The sequence below is a fragment of the Flavobacterium panici genome (assembly GCF_903819335.1).
GTDB lineage: Bacteria > Bacteroidota > Bacteroidia > Flavobacteriales > Flavobacteriaceae > Flavobacterium > Flavobacterium panici.
Window position 1 is genome coordinate 52,214 of record NZ_CAIJDE010000032.1, and the last position, 13,241, is coordinate 65,454.

The window sequence follows — 13,241 nt, forward strand, 5'->3', positions numbered from 1 at the left end:
AATGTTACAAATTTAATCAAATTAATTAACTTAAAAGTCTACAATTTACACCAAATCTATCCGCCTCTTCAAGAAATTCCCTAGCCACATTTTCATCTTCAATTTCTAAAATTATTATCTGATCTTCTAAAAGCATATCAGCATTTGTTTTAGATTCAAGTAAAGACAAACCAAGCTTTTCATATTGCAATTTAGTGAGAGATACCACCTGTAATCCGTATCTCCAACTTTCCATTATTACTTTTGCCATAAAATTTTTATATTAAAAAAGCAGTTATCATTACAATAACTGCTTTTCATATAATTAAAAATCTCAGATCTACAATCTAAAATTACTAAGATCCACACATTTCGCAATCTTCAGGATCTGCAGCTTGTGCTTTTAAAAGCATTGCTTTATAATCCTCAACGCTGATTGCTTCAGTTTCTGCAACTAATGATGGAGCTGTTTCTTCTTTTTTATCGTTGTTTAATGTGAATTTAATCGCATCTACAGCTGCTTTTGTTCTTAGGTAATACATTCCTGTTTTTAAACCTGACTGCCAAGCGTAAAAGTGCATTGACGTTAGTTTAGAATAGTTGGCATCCTGCATGAACAGGTTTAGCGATTGAGACTGGTCAATGAAATATCCTCTTTGACGAGACATATCGATAATATCTTTCATCGACATTTCCCATACTGTTTTGTATAGTTCTTTTAAGTCTTGCGGAATCACATCAATATTTTGAACAGATCCGTTATTACGCATAATTTCTTGTTTCAACGTTTCGTTCCACAAACCTCTGTCTACCAAATCATGAAGTAAATGTTTGTTTACAACGATAAATTCTCCAGACAATACACGACGTGTGTAAATGTTTGATGTATATGGTTCAAAAGCTTCGTTGTTTCCTAGAATTTGTGAAGTCGAAGCTGTTGGCATTGGCGCCACTAGCAATGAGTTACGAACTCCGTGTTCTACCACTTCTTTTCTTAATGAAGCCCAGTCCCAACGACCAGATAATTCTTCATCTTTCATTCCCCACATATTGTATTGGAATTCTCCTTTTGACATTGGAGAACCTTCAAATGTAGAATATGGTCCTTCTTCTTTTGCCATTTCCATAGAAGCGGTTACAGCAGCAAAATATAATGTTTCAAAAATCTCTTGGTTTAATTTTTTAGCTTCATCGCTTGTAAACGGCATACGCAACATAATGAATGCATCAGCTAAACCTTGCACACCTAAACCAACCGGACGGTGACGCATGTTTGAATTTTCTGCTTCTTTTACTGGGTAATAGTTTCTGTCGATTACTTTGTTCAGGTTACGAGTTACACGTTTTGTAACATTGTAAAGCGCTTCGTGATCGAATTTTCCGTTTTCAATAAACATTGGTAAAGAGATTGAAGCCAAGTTACAAACTGCAATTTCATCTTTAGAAGTAAACTCCATAATCTCTGTACACAAGTTAGAAGAACGAATTGTTCCTAAATTCTTGTGGTTCGATTTACGGTTTGCTGCATCTTTGTACAACATATATGGTGTTCCGGTTTCGATTTGTGATTCAAGGATTTTCTCCCATAATTCACGAGCGCGGATTGTTTTTCTTCCTTTTCCTCTAAATTCATAATCTGTATATAATGCTTCGAATTCATCTCCGTAAACATCATATAATCCCGGACATTCGTTAGGACACATTAAAGTCCAAGTTGAATCTTCCTGAACACGTTTCATGAATAAATCTGAAGTCCACATGGCGAAGAATAAATCTCTTGCACGCATTTCTTCTTTTCCTGTATTTTTCTTTAAATCTAAGAAATCAAAAATATCAGCATGCCAGGTTTCGATATAAATCGCAAAACTTCCTTTACGTTTTCCACCACCTTGATCTACGTAACGAGCTGTATCGTTAAATACTCTCAACATTGGAACAATTCCGTTTGAAGTTCCGTTTGTACCACGAATATAAGATCCGGTTGCACGAACGTTATGAATAGAAAGTCCTATTCCTCCCGCCGATTGCGAAATTTTTGCTGTTTGTTTTAGTGTATCATAAATACCATCAATACTATCATCCTGCATTGCCAAAAGGAAGCAAGAAGACATTTGAGGTTTTGGAGTTCCGGCATTAAACAACGTTGGAGTTGCGTGCGTGAAGAACTTTTTAGACATTAAATCGTAAGTTTCAATTACTGATTTTAAATCATCTAAGTGAATACCAACAGAAACACGCATCAACATGTGCTGCGGACGCTCTACGATTTTTCCGTTTATTTTTAGAAGATAAGAACGCTCTAAGGTTTTGAAACCAAAATAATCGTAATTAAAATCTCTTGTATAAATGATATGAGAATCTAAAAAAGCAGCATTTTCCTGAATCACTTTAAATACGTCATCAGCAATTAATGGCGCATCCTGACCATTTCTTGGATTTACGTAGTGATACATATCTTTCATCGTTTCTGAGAAAGATTTTTTTGTATTAGAGTGTAAATTTGAAATCGCCACACGAGCTGCTAATTGCGCATAATCTGGATGAGCAATCGTCATAGATGCCGCAGTTTCTGCCGCAAGATTATCCAATTCAGAAGTAGAAACTCCATCATACAATCCTTCGATAACTCTCATTGCTACCTTAACCGGATCTACAAGCTCATTCAGGCCGTAACACAATTTTTTGATTCTTTCTGTAATCTTGTCAAACATTACAGGCTCTCTGTGTCCATCTCTTTTTACTACATACATAAGCTTACTTTTTAAAGTTATTGAATAAATGAAAGTAACTAGAAAACGAATTCCAGTCCTTAAACATTGCGTGTTTTTAAATTATTTTTCGAGAATTACAGGATTCTCAATAGTTGTCCTTTCCCAATTTGAATATCAAACCGAAAAGCCGTTAAAATTGCTATTAAATCTCCGATTTGGGTGATAGAGATTTAACCTAAAATGTTCTGTAAAAATTAATTCAGGCCTTAGATAAAATTATCCCGAATTAAAAAAATGCTGTTGTTCTAAAAATCTGCGTCAAATGAAATTTTTTGAGCATCGCTGTCTGTGTTCATAACTCCAGATTTTTGATACTCGGCAACACGTTTTTCAAAGAAATTAGTTTTTCCCTGAAGAGAAATCATGTCCATGAAATCGAATGGATTTGCTGATCCGTATACACGCTCGCAACCTAATTCAACCAAAAGTCTATCTGCGACGAACTCCAGGTACTGTGTCATTAAGCCTGCATTCATTCCAATTAAACTTACCGGAAGAGATTCTGTTACAAACTGTCTTTCGATATCCAGTGCATCAACAATAATTTCTTTGATTCTGTCTTTTGGTACTTTGTTTACCAAATGGTGATTATGCAAGTGAACTGCAAAATCACAATGTACGCCTTCGTCACGAGAAATCAACTCATTAGAAAAAGTTAAACCTGGCATTAAACCACGTTTTTTCAACCAATAAATTGAACAGAATGCGCCTGAGAAAAAGATTCCTTCAACAGCAGCAAAAGCAATAAGTCTTTCTGCAAATGAATCAGACTCGATCCATTTTAAAGCCCATTCTGCTTTTTTAGCAATTGCAGGGAAAACTTCTAAAGCATTAAACAATTCTGCTTTTTCTGCTTCATCTTTTACATAAGTATCTATTAATAGTGAATAGGTCTCACTATGAATATTCTCCATCATGATTTGAAAACCGTAGAAAAATTTTGCCTCAGCATATTGAACTTCATTTACAAAGTTCTCAGCAAGGTTTTCATTTACGATTCCGTCAGAAGCAGCAAAGAATGCTAAAATGTGTTTAATGAAATATCTTTCGTCATCATTAAGTTTATTGTTCCAATCTGTCAAGTCCTGGTGCAAATCGATTTCTTCAGCAGTCCAGAAACTAGCCTCCATTTTTTTATACCATTCCCAAATATCATGATGTTTGATAGGAAAAATAACGAAACGATTTTTATTTTCTTGTAAGATTGGCTCTACTTGTGACATGACAAATTTTGTTAAATTTTTATACTGAAACTTTACTAATTCAGTAGACTACAAAGATTGTCATTTCACGCCAAAAATGAAAGCCAAACTTATTCACAATTTGATGTAGTTTTTAACAACGGCCTAAATTTGAAACGTTTTTCATACAATAATTAAATTACTGTAAATGAACACATTAAATACACCAATTACACCTTGAAGCCCCGTAGAATATAGACTTTTTAATATAAAAAGCAAGAAATTTTAAATTGTTTTAAAAAGTTTTTTTTGAGGTAAAACTTTATTTTTTTGAGTCAAAATAAGCCTTCTCAAAAAGGTATTTTTTACACTTTAATCTTTAAGAATTTTTAAGTTCCTGAGCTACCTTTTCAAGTTCCAAATACCAGTCTTCACCAAAACGACGAATCAGGGCTTCTTTCACAAATTTATATACGGGAACTTCTAATTCTTTTCCTAAAGAGCAGGCATCATCGCAAATATCCCATTTGTCATAGTTAACCGCTGCAAATTCTGTGAAGTCTTTTACACGAATTGGATATAAATGGCAGGAAACCGGTTTTTTCCAATCTACGATTCCTTCATTATAAGCTTGCTCGATTCCGCAAAGGGCAGTTTTTCCATCAAAAATAACATAAGCACAATCTTTATTATCGATAAGCGGCGTTTCAAGATCACCGTCGGTTCCTTTAACCCAGGTTCCCTGTGCTTCGATTGCAGCAATTCCTTCTTTTCTTAAAAAAGGTTTTACTTTTGGATAAATTTCTTCTAAGATTTTCGTTTCTGCTTCATTCAAAGGCGCGCCCGCATCTCCATCAACACAACAAGCCCCTTTACAAGCTGACAAGTTGCACACAAATTCTTTTTCCAGAATATCCTCTGAAACAATAGTTTTCCCTAACTGAAACATGATAATAAAATATGCTAATTTATAAAATGCAAAGATAGTTAAAGAAAACGGATAAAAAATTTACCGCAAAGATTCACAAAGGCTTTCACAAAGATTCGCAAAGAATAATTCAGTTTTTACTCTTTTCGCAATTTTAGCTTTGTGAATCTTTGCGAGGAAACTTTGCGATACTCTGCGGCAAAAACAATAATTGTTACAAATATCACTTTTTTAACCACAAAACCATGTTTTTATAACAAAAGTGAATTGTACCGAAAAAACACCTAACTTTATTAACTACTTTTGCAGCAGTTTTTTAAACCCTTAAAATCAAAGCGATATGTTAGATATAGACTTCAAAGAAATCATTACAGTAAGCATGGTACTTTTTGCCGTAATTGATATTGTAGGTTCAATTCCAATTATCGTGAACTTAAGAGCAAAGGTTGGACACATTGAATCTGAGAAAGCTTCGATTGTTGCGGGAATGATTATGATTGTTTTTCTTTTTGTTGGAGAAGGATTATTAAACCTTATTGGTATTGATGTTCATTCATTTGCTGTTGCCGGTTCTTTTGTATTGTTTTTCCTGGCTTTAGAAATGATTTTAGGAATCCGTATTTATCGTGACGAAGAGCCGGGCTCTGCCTCTATTGTGCCATTGGCATTTCCATTAATCGCCGGAGCGGGAACTATGACTACTTTACTTTCTCTTCGATCTCAGTTTCATACTATTAATATAATCATTGCCATTTTACTTAATATTATATTGGTTTATGTTGTTTTGAAATCTTCTAAAAAAATCGAAAATTTACTAGGAGAAAACGGACTTGGCGTGGTCCGCAAGACATTTGGAGTGATACTTTTAGCAATTGCTGTTAAATTATTCGCTGCTAATGTTAAAGGTTTGTTTGTCTAAGATTTATTTTTATACTTTTACCCCCATTAAATTTATAAAATACAACTTTAAGGCATTTTTTATTAGAGTTTTACTTTGATATTTTTATACAAACAAAACAACCAATATGAAAATCTTCACTTCAATCTTAGTGCTTTTAGCATTAGCTTTAATTGTGTTTAATATTACGCTATTAGACTTTACAAATCCTTTTCAAGGAGACAGTATGGTAGCTTTTATTGGAATCGCAGCTTCATTTTGCGCCGTGTTGATTCTTTTGATTTTTAGAATTTCAAAAAGAATTGAAGAAAAAACAAACGGTCGATAATATATGTTTGACGTTTTAATTATCGGCGGGGGTGTATCAGGCATGTCTTGTGCCTTAGTTTTGGGATCTGCTAAAAACAAAGCTTTTGCTACCGACAAAAAAATCGGAATTTTTACACATCAGAAAAACTCTTCTTTACAAGAAGCTATTTTCTACAATGCTTATGGCATTACGCCAGGTAAATTAGGTTCTGAATTACTGGAAGAAAGTACGCAGGATTTAGCAGCATCTTATCCGCATATCGAACAGATTGCAAATGAAAAAGTAATTAAAGTAGAAGGTTCTTTTCCTTCATTTACGGTTATTACTAACAAAAACTCTTATCAAACAAGAAGTATCGTTGTGGGAATTGGTTCTGCCAATACATTTGATATCGAAGGTTTGACACAATATATTGAACCGCATAAAAAGGCACTTCCGGAAAAACAACGTATTCAGCTTAAAAACGAAGATCATAAAGTTGCTGACGGCATTTATGTTATTGGAACTTTAGCCGGATGGAGAAGCCAACTGGCGATTGCTGCAGGAAGCGGCGCTGCTGTTGCAACAGATATTCTAACTTTATGGAATAACGGAACACAGACTCACTCGCACGACAGCATTCGATAAGATTATATAAAATCATTAAACCATATAAGTTATATAAGTTCATATTATACTTTGCGTATAGAATTAAATGAACTTATATAACTTATATGGTTTAAAAAAATATTTTATGTTAGGCTACTTTACCGAAACGATCTGTGTTACTTTGATATGGTTTTCGTCGTCTGTTTTCCAGATTTCTCCTTTTAATGACACTACATCTCCAATTTTTAATTGTTTGTAATTTTGCGGACCGCCAACATTTACAATGCTGATTGTTGCAAAATATACTTCTTTTGTGTCAGTATTAATTTTTGCCGTGTAACCATCTTTTCCAGATTCTATTGATTCTACTTTTCCTGAAACTGCACTATTTTTATCATTTTTCATAGTTGTACAAGAGATTACAAAAGTCATTAAAACGACAAGGAAACTTATTCTTTTTAGATTTTTCATGTTTGAGATTTTAACAACGAAGTACGCTAATATTTATGCGATGTTCGCTAAGTTTTGTTTTATGTTACTATTAAGTTTCCTTTCAAAATTTATGCCAGCTGAACGCAGCTTCCGGCAATAACTTTTAAATTACCATCAAATTGTTTCCAGACTCTTATGTATTTCAAAACGCCATTAATGGGATTATTGTCGTAAGTTCCTTTTAATGAAACAGAAACAGCAACTACAGCAGCATCACCTATAATATTTATAATTTGGTCTGAAGCTTCGAGAGAATCAACTTTCATTTTCCCCGAACGATAGGAATTTAAATCAAATTCTTTTGTGATGGTTTCTCCAGTTGGTAAATTAAAAAGCAAATCGTCGTGAAGAATTCGTTCTAAAACAGAAACATCAGCGTTTTTAATTGCGGTTAAAAGTTCAATTTCGGCATTTACAATTAGATCTTTTTCCATCAAATTAGAATTTTAAGGATTATTTCTTCGGATTCAAAATTGTTTTAATCATGGCATCATCTTTTAAAATAACATCATAATAATACATTTCACCATATAACTGGCGGGCAAATTCAGCCGTAATATATCGGTTTACCAATGCTTTGGTTTTGTCTAATTTAAGATCTAAACCAGTTAGTAAAATATAGTTTTTAAACTTTTTGAAATAAGCATCAGAGCTTTTCATTTTTTCCAAAAACTCATTGAACTTAAGTCCTGCAAAAGCATTTCGGTTTTTATCTAATTCTTCAAAAACAAAATGGCCAACGATTCCTGTTTGAAGCAAATAAGCCACATTTTCGTTTCCGTGCTCTGCTTCCATCGGAACAAAAACATCCGGAACGATTCCGCCGCCGCCGTAAACGATTTTACCTTTTGGTGTTTTAAATTTTAAAGAATCGGCCACTTTTATGCTGTCTTTTGCATACAATTCGCCAGAATTTATTCTTGATTCAGATTCTTTAAAGTATTCTTCATTTCCTTTTTTATAAGGTTTTTGAATGGATCTTCCGGTTGGCGTATAATATCTCGCAACGGTTAAACGAACGGCAGATCCGTCGTTAAAATCCATTTCGCGTTGTACTAAACCTTTTCCGAAAGAACGACGTCCAACAATTGTTCCGCGGTCGCTGTCCTGAATTGCTCCGGCCAGAATTTCACTTGCAGAAGCACTGTTTTCATTAATTAAAACATATACTTTTCCGGTTTCAAAACTTCCGGCTTTAGTGGCGTATGTTTTTTCGGTTGTTCCGTTTTTATTTTTGGTAAAAACGATTAGCTGTTTGTCTTTTAAAAATTCATCGGCAATTGCAATCGCTTCTTCCATATAACCGCCGCCATTATCGCGAAGATCTATTACAAGCGACTGAATTCCTTTTTGTTTTAAACGCGTTAAACCGGTTTTGAATTCATTAAAAGTGGTTTCGGCAAAACGATTGATTTTGATGTAACCCGTATTATTTCCAATTAATAAAGAAGCATCGACACTTTTTATCGGAATAACATCTCTTTTAATTTTAAATTTCAGTTTCTTTTGCTCTGATTTTCTAAAAACAGTCAATTCAATTTCAGAGCCTTTGATTCCTTTTAATTTAGAAAATAAACTGTCAGACGGTAATCTTCTGCCATACAATTTGGTTTTTCCTGCATATAAAATCCTATCGCCCGATTTTAATCCTGCTTTCGCAGAAGGCCCGTTTTCGACTGGTTTTATAATCGCTACAGAATCTTTGTACATATAGAAATTGATTCCGATTCCCACGAAATCACCTTTCATGCTTTCGGCAACTTCGGCTTGTTCGCTTGGCGGAATATAAACAGAATGCGGATCTAATTTTGAGAGTATATTATCGACTGTAAGGTTTACAATCGAATCTGTGTTGACGCTGTCAACATATTCAGTATTGATAAAATCAATGAGTTTATTCAGCTTGGTTTTGGAGTAATTTTTAGCCAAAAGCTGATCATCTGCGGAAGAGTTTGTTAAACTTCCGATTACGATTCCGATGGCAAGTGTCGCCCCGATAATCATTGGCAGATATTTTGGATTAAATTTCATTATTCTTCTAAAACAGGAATATGTTCGACTTCGATGCCTGCTTTTATTAAAAACTGAATTCCCGAATCATCGCGGTATCCATCCTGATACACCACTCTTTTTATCCCGGATTGGTGTATTAATTTACTGCATTCTTTGCAAGGCGAAAGTGTAATATATAAGGTTGCGCCTTCACAAGACTGCGTTGATCTTGCTACTTTTAGGATTGCATTTGCCTCGGCGTGTAAAACATCCCAGCGTGTTAATCCTTCTTCATCTTCGCAGCAATTTTCAAATCCCGATGGCGTTCCGTTGTAGCCGTCAGAAATGATCATTCTGTCTTTTACGATAATGGCTCCAACTTGTTTACGCTTACAATAGGATAATAAACTCCATTCTTTAGCGATTCGCAAATAAGCTTTATCGTATTTATTTAATTTTTTTACTTCCATTTATTTTATCTGTTCCAAATTGGACTTTCAATAATCATCGGAATTACAACTCCAATAATAAAAGCTGACATTACCAGTGCCCAATCGCGTTTTGAAAAACGAAATACTGTTTGTACAATATAGGATATTACCAAAACTACAAATACAACTACCAGCTGCGCGGCTTCAATTCCTAAAGCAAATTCTCCTAAAGGCAATAATTTTGAACTTGCCGATCCTCCTAAAATTGTTTTAAAATAGTTTGAGAATCCAAGTCCGTGTATAATTCCAAAGAACAAAGTCACAAAAAATACCACATTTACGCCGTCATTTTTAGTTGCTTTTCCTGCAGTAAAAAGATGGTACAACGCCGTGATTAAAATCGTAATCGGGATTAAAAATTCAACGATATTTACTTTTATGGCAATTATTCCGAAAACAGAAAGTATTAAAGCTAAGGTGTGTCCAATTGTAAAAACGGAAACCAAAAGCAATATACGTTTCCAGTCTTTAAATGAATATGGAACAGTTAATGCGATTAAAAAAAGAACGTGATCGTAAGCGTTGATATCTAATACATGCTTTAATCCTATTTGAAAATAAATCCAAAATTGCGACATACGGGTAATACTATTAAATGATTAGGGGTTGTAAACTTACGATTTATTTTGAAGAATTTACGATGCGGATTCTTAAAACAATAAGTAAAAATAAGTTAAATTTATGAGAAATTTAAAATCGTTAAATTAAAATAAGATTTATCTTTGCTCAATAAAAACTTATTTTAATTATGCCATTTTCAGAATTATTTGATAACGAATTCAAACAAAGAAACAGAGGTCATTTCTCTGCAATTGTGCGTGTAGCGTTTGCTGACGGAAAAGTAAGTCCAGAAGAAAAAGACTTTTTGGACAAATTAGCTTCAAGATTAGAGATTTCAGAAGAAGAATATACTGAGATTCTTAAAAATCCTTTGAAATATCCAATAAATCCGCCGTACTTGTACTCGCAGCGATTAGAGCGTTTGTATGATTTGGGAAGGATGATTCATGTTGATCACCATTTAGGAGATCAGCAGGAAGTAATGTTAACCCGTATGGGATTAGCTTTAGGATTTACTCCAGGAAACGTAAATTATATTATTAGAAAAGCTTTGTCTTTAATTGACAAAAAAGTTGATTTAGATACTTTCCTTTTCGAAATGGAGAATATGAACAAATAATATTTAGTTTGCAGTTTTCAGTCACATTTTACATTTTGTGCTGAAACTTCATGCTTATATCAAATTATAAACCCGACAGATTTTGAAAAATCTGTCGGGTTTTGTTTTTTAGCAAACCTATAATGCAAATTTGGTTTTGCTTAATTTCGAAATATCTTCACGCAACTGGACTGAAGTCCAGCCCCACAATATGGCTCGAGCCAAAGGCTCTTTTTAAAGTTCCGAAGGAACGAATTATATTGTAGGGCCGGACTTTAGTCCGGTTTGACATTGTGAGAATGCGAAAAAATTTAAACCCGACAGATTTAAAAACCTGTCGGGTTTTGTTTTTTTAGCAAACCTGTAATGCAAATTTGGTTTTGCTTAATTTCGAAATATCTATTCATTCAACTGGACTGAAGTCCAGCCCTACAATATAATTCGTTCCTTCGGAACTTTAGATGAGCCTTGGGCTCGATTCATATTTTAGGGGCGGACTCTAACCCGGTTTGACACGTTAGAATGTGAAAAATTATAAATCCGACAGGTTTAAAAACCTGTCGGGTTTAACTGTGACCGAAAACTGTGACTGATCACTAAAAAACTGAACACTGAATACTTACTCAGCAGTCGCCATAAACTCCTCTGCTTTTTCTACCATATTATAGCTTCCGCAGAAAAATGGAACTCTTTGGTGCAGTTCTGTTGGCTGAATTTCCATAATTCTTCCAAAACCGTCCGTAGCTTTTCCTCCGGCTTGTTCTGCCAGAAATGCCATTGGGTTACATTCATATAATAAACGTAATTTCCCTTTTGGTGCTTTTGAACTTGTTGGATAAAGATAAATTCCGCCTTTAATCATATTTCTGTGAAAATCGGCCACTAAACTTCCTATATATCTTGACGTATAAGGTCTATCTTCTTCTTCGCGTTGACAATATTTGATGTAGTTTTTTACTCCCTGCGGAAAATGAATATAATTTCCTTCGTTTACCGAATAGATACTTCCGTCTTTTGGAAACTTCATATTAGGATGCGAAAGGTAAAATGTACCAATTGCAGGGTTTAATGTAAATCCGTTTACACCATAACCAGTTGTATAAACCAGCATTGTCGAAGTTCCGTAAATTACATAACCTGCAGCAACCTGATTAATTCCCGGCTGTAAAAAATCTTCGATTGTTACCGGAGTTCCTATTGGAGTTATTCTTCTAAAAACAGAAAAAATAGTTCCTACAGAAACATTTACATCAATGTTTGAAGATCCGTCAAGCGGATCCATTAAGATCACGTACTTATTATTATGACAGTTGTCGCTCCCCTGAACTGTAATAAAATCGTCGTTTTCTTCAGAAGCAATACCACAGACAATCTCACGGTTTATTAACGTCTGGATAAATACTTCGTTTGCATAGACATCTAATTTTTGCTGGTCTTCTCCCTGAATATTCTGCTCGCCTGCGGCGCCAATAATATCCACCAGTCCAGCTTGGTTTACTTTATGATTGACAACCTTGGCTGCCAAACGAATTGAGTTGATAATCCGGGAAAGCTCTCCCGACGAATACTGAAATGCTTTTTGGTTCTCAATAATAAACTCTCCCAGTGTTTTATTGCGTTCTTCCATTACTATATCGTTGTAGTTTTAATTTTAAGTCACAAATATCGTTTATTTTGTGAGAATGATTTAAAAATTATTTCGTTAGTTTGCTACAATTGTATATTTGCTAATTAAAGACAAAAAGAATGCAGTAAATACATTTTTTTTTGGCTAATATGCAGTTAATAATAAGAATAAATGAATTGCTTCTAAAGAAAGTGTGCTTTGAATAGTTTTAAAATACAAAGCAATTTTATGAAGCGCAAATAAATAAATTATGAATATTAGAAAAGGAAATCCTGAGGACATGAAATCGGTTTTGGGGTTAATTCAGGAGCTGGCAATATTCGAAAAAGAACCTGATGCTGTAGTCATTACAGAGGAAGATTTAGTACGTGACGGATTTGGAGAAAAACCACTTTTTCAGGTTTTTGTAGCTGAGATTGATTCAAACGAAACCGAAACAGGAAAAGAAATAGTAGGAATTGCATTGTTCTATTACCGCTACTCGACCTGGAAAGGAAAAACAATACACCTTGAGGATTTAATTGTAAAGGAAAAAATGCGCGGCACTGGTTTAGGATCTGCACTTTATGCCGAAATAATGAAACAGGGAAAAAGAGATAATGTTAGAAGAGTGGAATGGAATGTTTTAGACTGGAATACTCCGGCTGTTAATTTTTACAAGAATTCCGGAGCGAAAATTCTTGATGGCTGGCAGGTTGTTCAAATGGATGAAACGGGAATTAATTCGTTCTTAGAAAAATTATAAAAATTTATTTTGCCACGAATTTCACAAATTCCCACTAATTTAATTCGTGCTAATTCGTGAAATTCGTGGCAAACCGACAC

General features: G+C 34.3%; 15 protein-coding genes. 5 read left to right on the plus strand and 10 right to left on the minus strand.

The genetic code is table 11. The annotated features are described in order from the left end of the window. Positions 1-25 precede the first annotated feature (25 nt). The 4 genes from FLAPXU55_RS05170 to FLAPXU55_RS05185 form a co-directional block, all read right to left on the minus strand. A complete protein-coding gene (locus tag FLAPXU55_RS05170; protein WP_180856855.1) occupies positions 26-250 on the minus strand; it encodes a hypothetical protein in 225 nt (74 codons plus the stop codon). Positions 251-335: 85 nt separating this feature from the next. Then, on the minus strand, positions 336-2,729 hold the full coding sequence (locus FLAPXU55_RS05175; protein WP_180856856.1) for a ribonucleoside-diphosphate reductase subunit alpha: 2,394 nt from the start codon (positions 2,727-2,729) through the stop codon (positions 336-338). Between the two features lie 266 nt (positions 2,730-2,995). Continuing rightward, complete coding sequence (locus tag FLAPXU55_RS05180; protein ID WP_053472511.1) at positions 2,996-3,973, minus strand: ribonucleotide-diphosphate reductase subunit beta; 978 nt, start codon at positions 3,971-3,973, stop codon at positions 2,996-2,998. 337 nt (positions 3,974-4,310) lie between these two features. Then, complete coding sequence (locus FLAPXU55_RS05185) at positions 4,311-4,880, minus strand: DUF3109 family protein (protein WP_053472510.1); 570 nt, start codon at positions 4,878-4,880, stop codon at positions 4,311-4,313. Positions 4,881-5,199: 319 nt separating this feature from the next. Between FLAPXU55_RS05185 and FLAPXU55_RS05190 the strand changes: the two genes are divergently transcribed. From FLAPXU55_RS05190 to FLAPXU55_RS05200, 3 genes are all read left to right on the plus strand, one after another. Continuing rightward, positions 5,200-5,778, plus strand: coding sequence for a MarC family protein (locus FLAPXU55_RS05190; RefSeq protein ID WP_053472509.1), 579 nt, complete (start codon positions 5,200-5,202; stop codon positions 5,776-5,778). Between the two features lie 106 nt (positions 5,779-5,884). Continuing rightward, entirely contained in the window at positions 5,885-6,085 is a 201-nt protein-coding gene (locus FLAPXU55_RS05195; protein ID WP_053472508.1) for a hypothetical protein, read from the plus strand. A 3-nt stretch (positions 6,086-6,088) separates the two neighbouring features. Continuing rightward, entirely contained in the window at positions 6,089-6,694 is a 606-nt protein-coding gene (locus FLAPXU55_RS05200; protein ID WP_180856857.1) for an FAD-dependent oxidoreductase, read from the plus strand. A 114-nt stretch (positions 6,695-6,808) separates the two neighbouring features. Here FLAPXU55_RS05200 and FLAPXU55_RS05205 read toward each other — a convergent pair whose 3' ends face one another. The 5 genes from FLAPXU55_RS05205 to FLAPXU55_RS05225 all read right to left on the minus strand — a co-directional run bounded on the left by FLAPXU55_RS05205 (position 6,809) and on the right by FLAPXU55_RS05225 (position 10,208). Next, entirely contained in the window at positions 6,809-7,126 is a 318-nt protein-coding gene (locus tag FLAPXU55_RS05205) for a hypothetical protein (RefSeq protein WP_053472506.1), read from the minus strand. Positions 7,127-7,215: 89 nt separating this feature from the next. Further along, on the minus strand, positions 7,216-7,581 hold the full coding sequence (locus FLAPXU55_RS05210; protein WP_053472505.1) for a nuclear transport factor 2 family protein: 366 nt from the start codon (positions 7,579-7,581) through the stop codon (positions 7,216-7,218). Positions 7,582-7,600: 19 nt separating this feature from the next. Continuing rightward, positions 7,601-9,178: a S41 family peptidase gene (locus FLAPXU55_RS05215; protein ID WP_180856858.1), complete on the minus strand. Its 1,578-nt coding sequence runs from the start codon at positions 9,176-9,178 to the stop codon at positions 7,601-7,603. Then, positions 9,178-9,609, minus strand: coding sequence for a deoxycytidylate deaminase (locus FLAPXU55_RS05220; protein ID WP_053472503.1), 432 nt, complete (start codon positions 9,607-9,609; stop codon positions 9,178-9,180). Before FLAPXU55_RS05220 ends, FLAPXU55_RS05215 begins: the two co-directional genes overlap by 1 nt. A 5-nt stretch (positions 9,610-9,614) precedes the next feature. Continuing rightward, positions 9,615-10,208 (minus strand): HupE/UreJ family protein, encoded by a 594-nt coding sequence (locus FLAPXU55_RS05225; RefSeq protein ID WP_053472502.1) that lies wholly within the window; start codon positions 10,206-10,208, stop codon positions 9,615-9,617. 170 nt (positions 10,209-10,378) lie between these two features. Here FLAPXU55_RS05225 and FLAPXU55_RS05230 point away from each other — a divergent pair, with 170 nt between their 5' ends. Continuing rightward, the gene (locus FLAPXU55_RS05230) at positions 10,379-10,810 is read left to right on the plus strand and encodes a tellurite resistance TerB family protein (RefSeq protein ID WP_053472501.1); all 432 of its coding nucleotides are present in this window, start codon (positions 10,379-10,381) and stop codon (positions 10,808-10,810) included. A gap of 598 nt (positions 10,811-11,408) precedes the next feature. Here FLAPXU55_RS05230 and fbp read toward each other — a convergent pair. Beyond that, the gene (fbp, locus tag FLAPXU55_RS05235) at positions 11,409-12,416 is read right to left on the minus strand and encodes a class 1 fructose-bisphosphatase (RefSeq protein ID WP_180856859.1); all 1,008 of its coding nucleotides are present in this window, start codon (positions 12,414-12,416) and stop codon (positions 11,409-11,411) included. Between the two features lie 250 nt (positions 12,417-12,666). On the opposite strand from fbp, the gene FLAPXU55_RS05240 reads away from it, so the two are divergent. Continuing rightward, complete coding sequence (locus FLAPXU55_RS05240; RefSeq protein ID WP_180856860.1) at positions 12,667-13,161, plus strand: GNAT family N-acetyltransferase; 495 nt, start codon at positions 12,667-12,669, stop codon at positions 13,159-13,161. Positions 13,162-13,241: the final 80 nt, after the last annotated feature.

Excerpts from the sequence above, each read along its gene's own strand:
- FLAPXU55_RS05170 (WP_180856855.1), bottom strand. The coding sequence starts at position 250 with ATGGCAAAAGTAATAATGGAAAGTTGGAGATACGGATTACAGGTGGTA.
- FLAPXU55_RS05175 (WP_180856856.1), bottom strand. The coding sequence starts at position 2,729 with ATGTATGTAGTAAAAAGAGATGGACACAGAGAGCCTGTAATGTTTGAC.
- FLAPXU55_RS05180 (WP_053472511.1), bottom strand. The coding sequence starts at position 3,973 with ATGTCACAAGTAGAGCCAATCTTACAAGAAAATAAAAATCGTTTCGTT.
- FLAPXU55_RS05185 (WP_053472510.1), bottom strand. The coding sequence starts at position 4,880 with ATGTTTCAGTTAGGGAAAACTATTGTTTCAGAGGATATTCTGGAAAAA.
- FLAPXU55_RS05190 (WP_053472509.1), top strand. The coding sequence starts at position 5,200 with ATGTTAGATATAGACTTCAAAGAAATCATTACAGTAAGCATGGTACTT.
- FLAPXU55_RS05195 (WP_053472508.1), top strand. The coding sequence starts at position 5,885 with ATGAAAATCTTCACTTCAATCTTAGTGCTTTTAGCATTAGCTTTAATT.
- FLAPXU55_RS05200 (WP_180856857.1), top strand. The coding sequence starts at position 6,089 with ATGTTTGACGTTTTAATTATCGGCGGGGGTGTATCAGGCATGTCTTGT.
- FLAPXU55_RS05205 (WP_053472506.1), bottom strand. The coding sequence starts at position 7,126 with ATGAAAAATCTAAAAAGAATAAGTTTCCTTGTCGTTTTAATGACTTTT.
- FLAPXU55_RS05210 (WP_053472505.1), bottom strand. The coding sequence starts at position 7,581 with ATGGAAAAAGATCTAATTGTAAATGCCGAAATTGAACTTTTAACCGCA.
- FLAPXU55_RS05215 (WP_180856858.1), bottom strand. The coding sequence starts at position 9,178 with ATGAAATTTAATCCAAAATATCTGCCAATGATTATCGGGGCGACACTT.
- FLAPXU55_RS05220 (WP_053472503.1), bottom strand. The coding sequence starts at position 9,609 with ATGGAAGTAAAAAAATTAAATAAATACGATAAAGCTTATTTGCGAATC.
- FLAPXU55_RS05225 (WP_053472502.1), bottom strand. The coding sequence starts at position 10,208 with ATGTCGCAATTTTGGATTTATTTTCAAATAGGATTAAAGCATGTATTA.
- FLAPXU55_RS05230 (WP_053472501.1), top strand. The coding sequence starts at position 10,379 with ATGCCATTTTCAGAATTATTTGATAACGAATTCAAACAAAGAAACAGA.
- fbp (WP_180856859.1), bottom strand. The coding sequence starts at position 12,416 with ATGGAAGAACGCAATAAAACACTGGGAGAGTTTATTATTGAGAACCAA.
- FLAPXU55_RS05240 (WP_180856860.1), top strand. The coding sequence starts at position 12,667 with ATGAATATTAGAAAAGGAAATCCTGAGGACATGAAATCGGTTTTGGGG.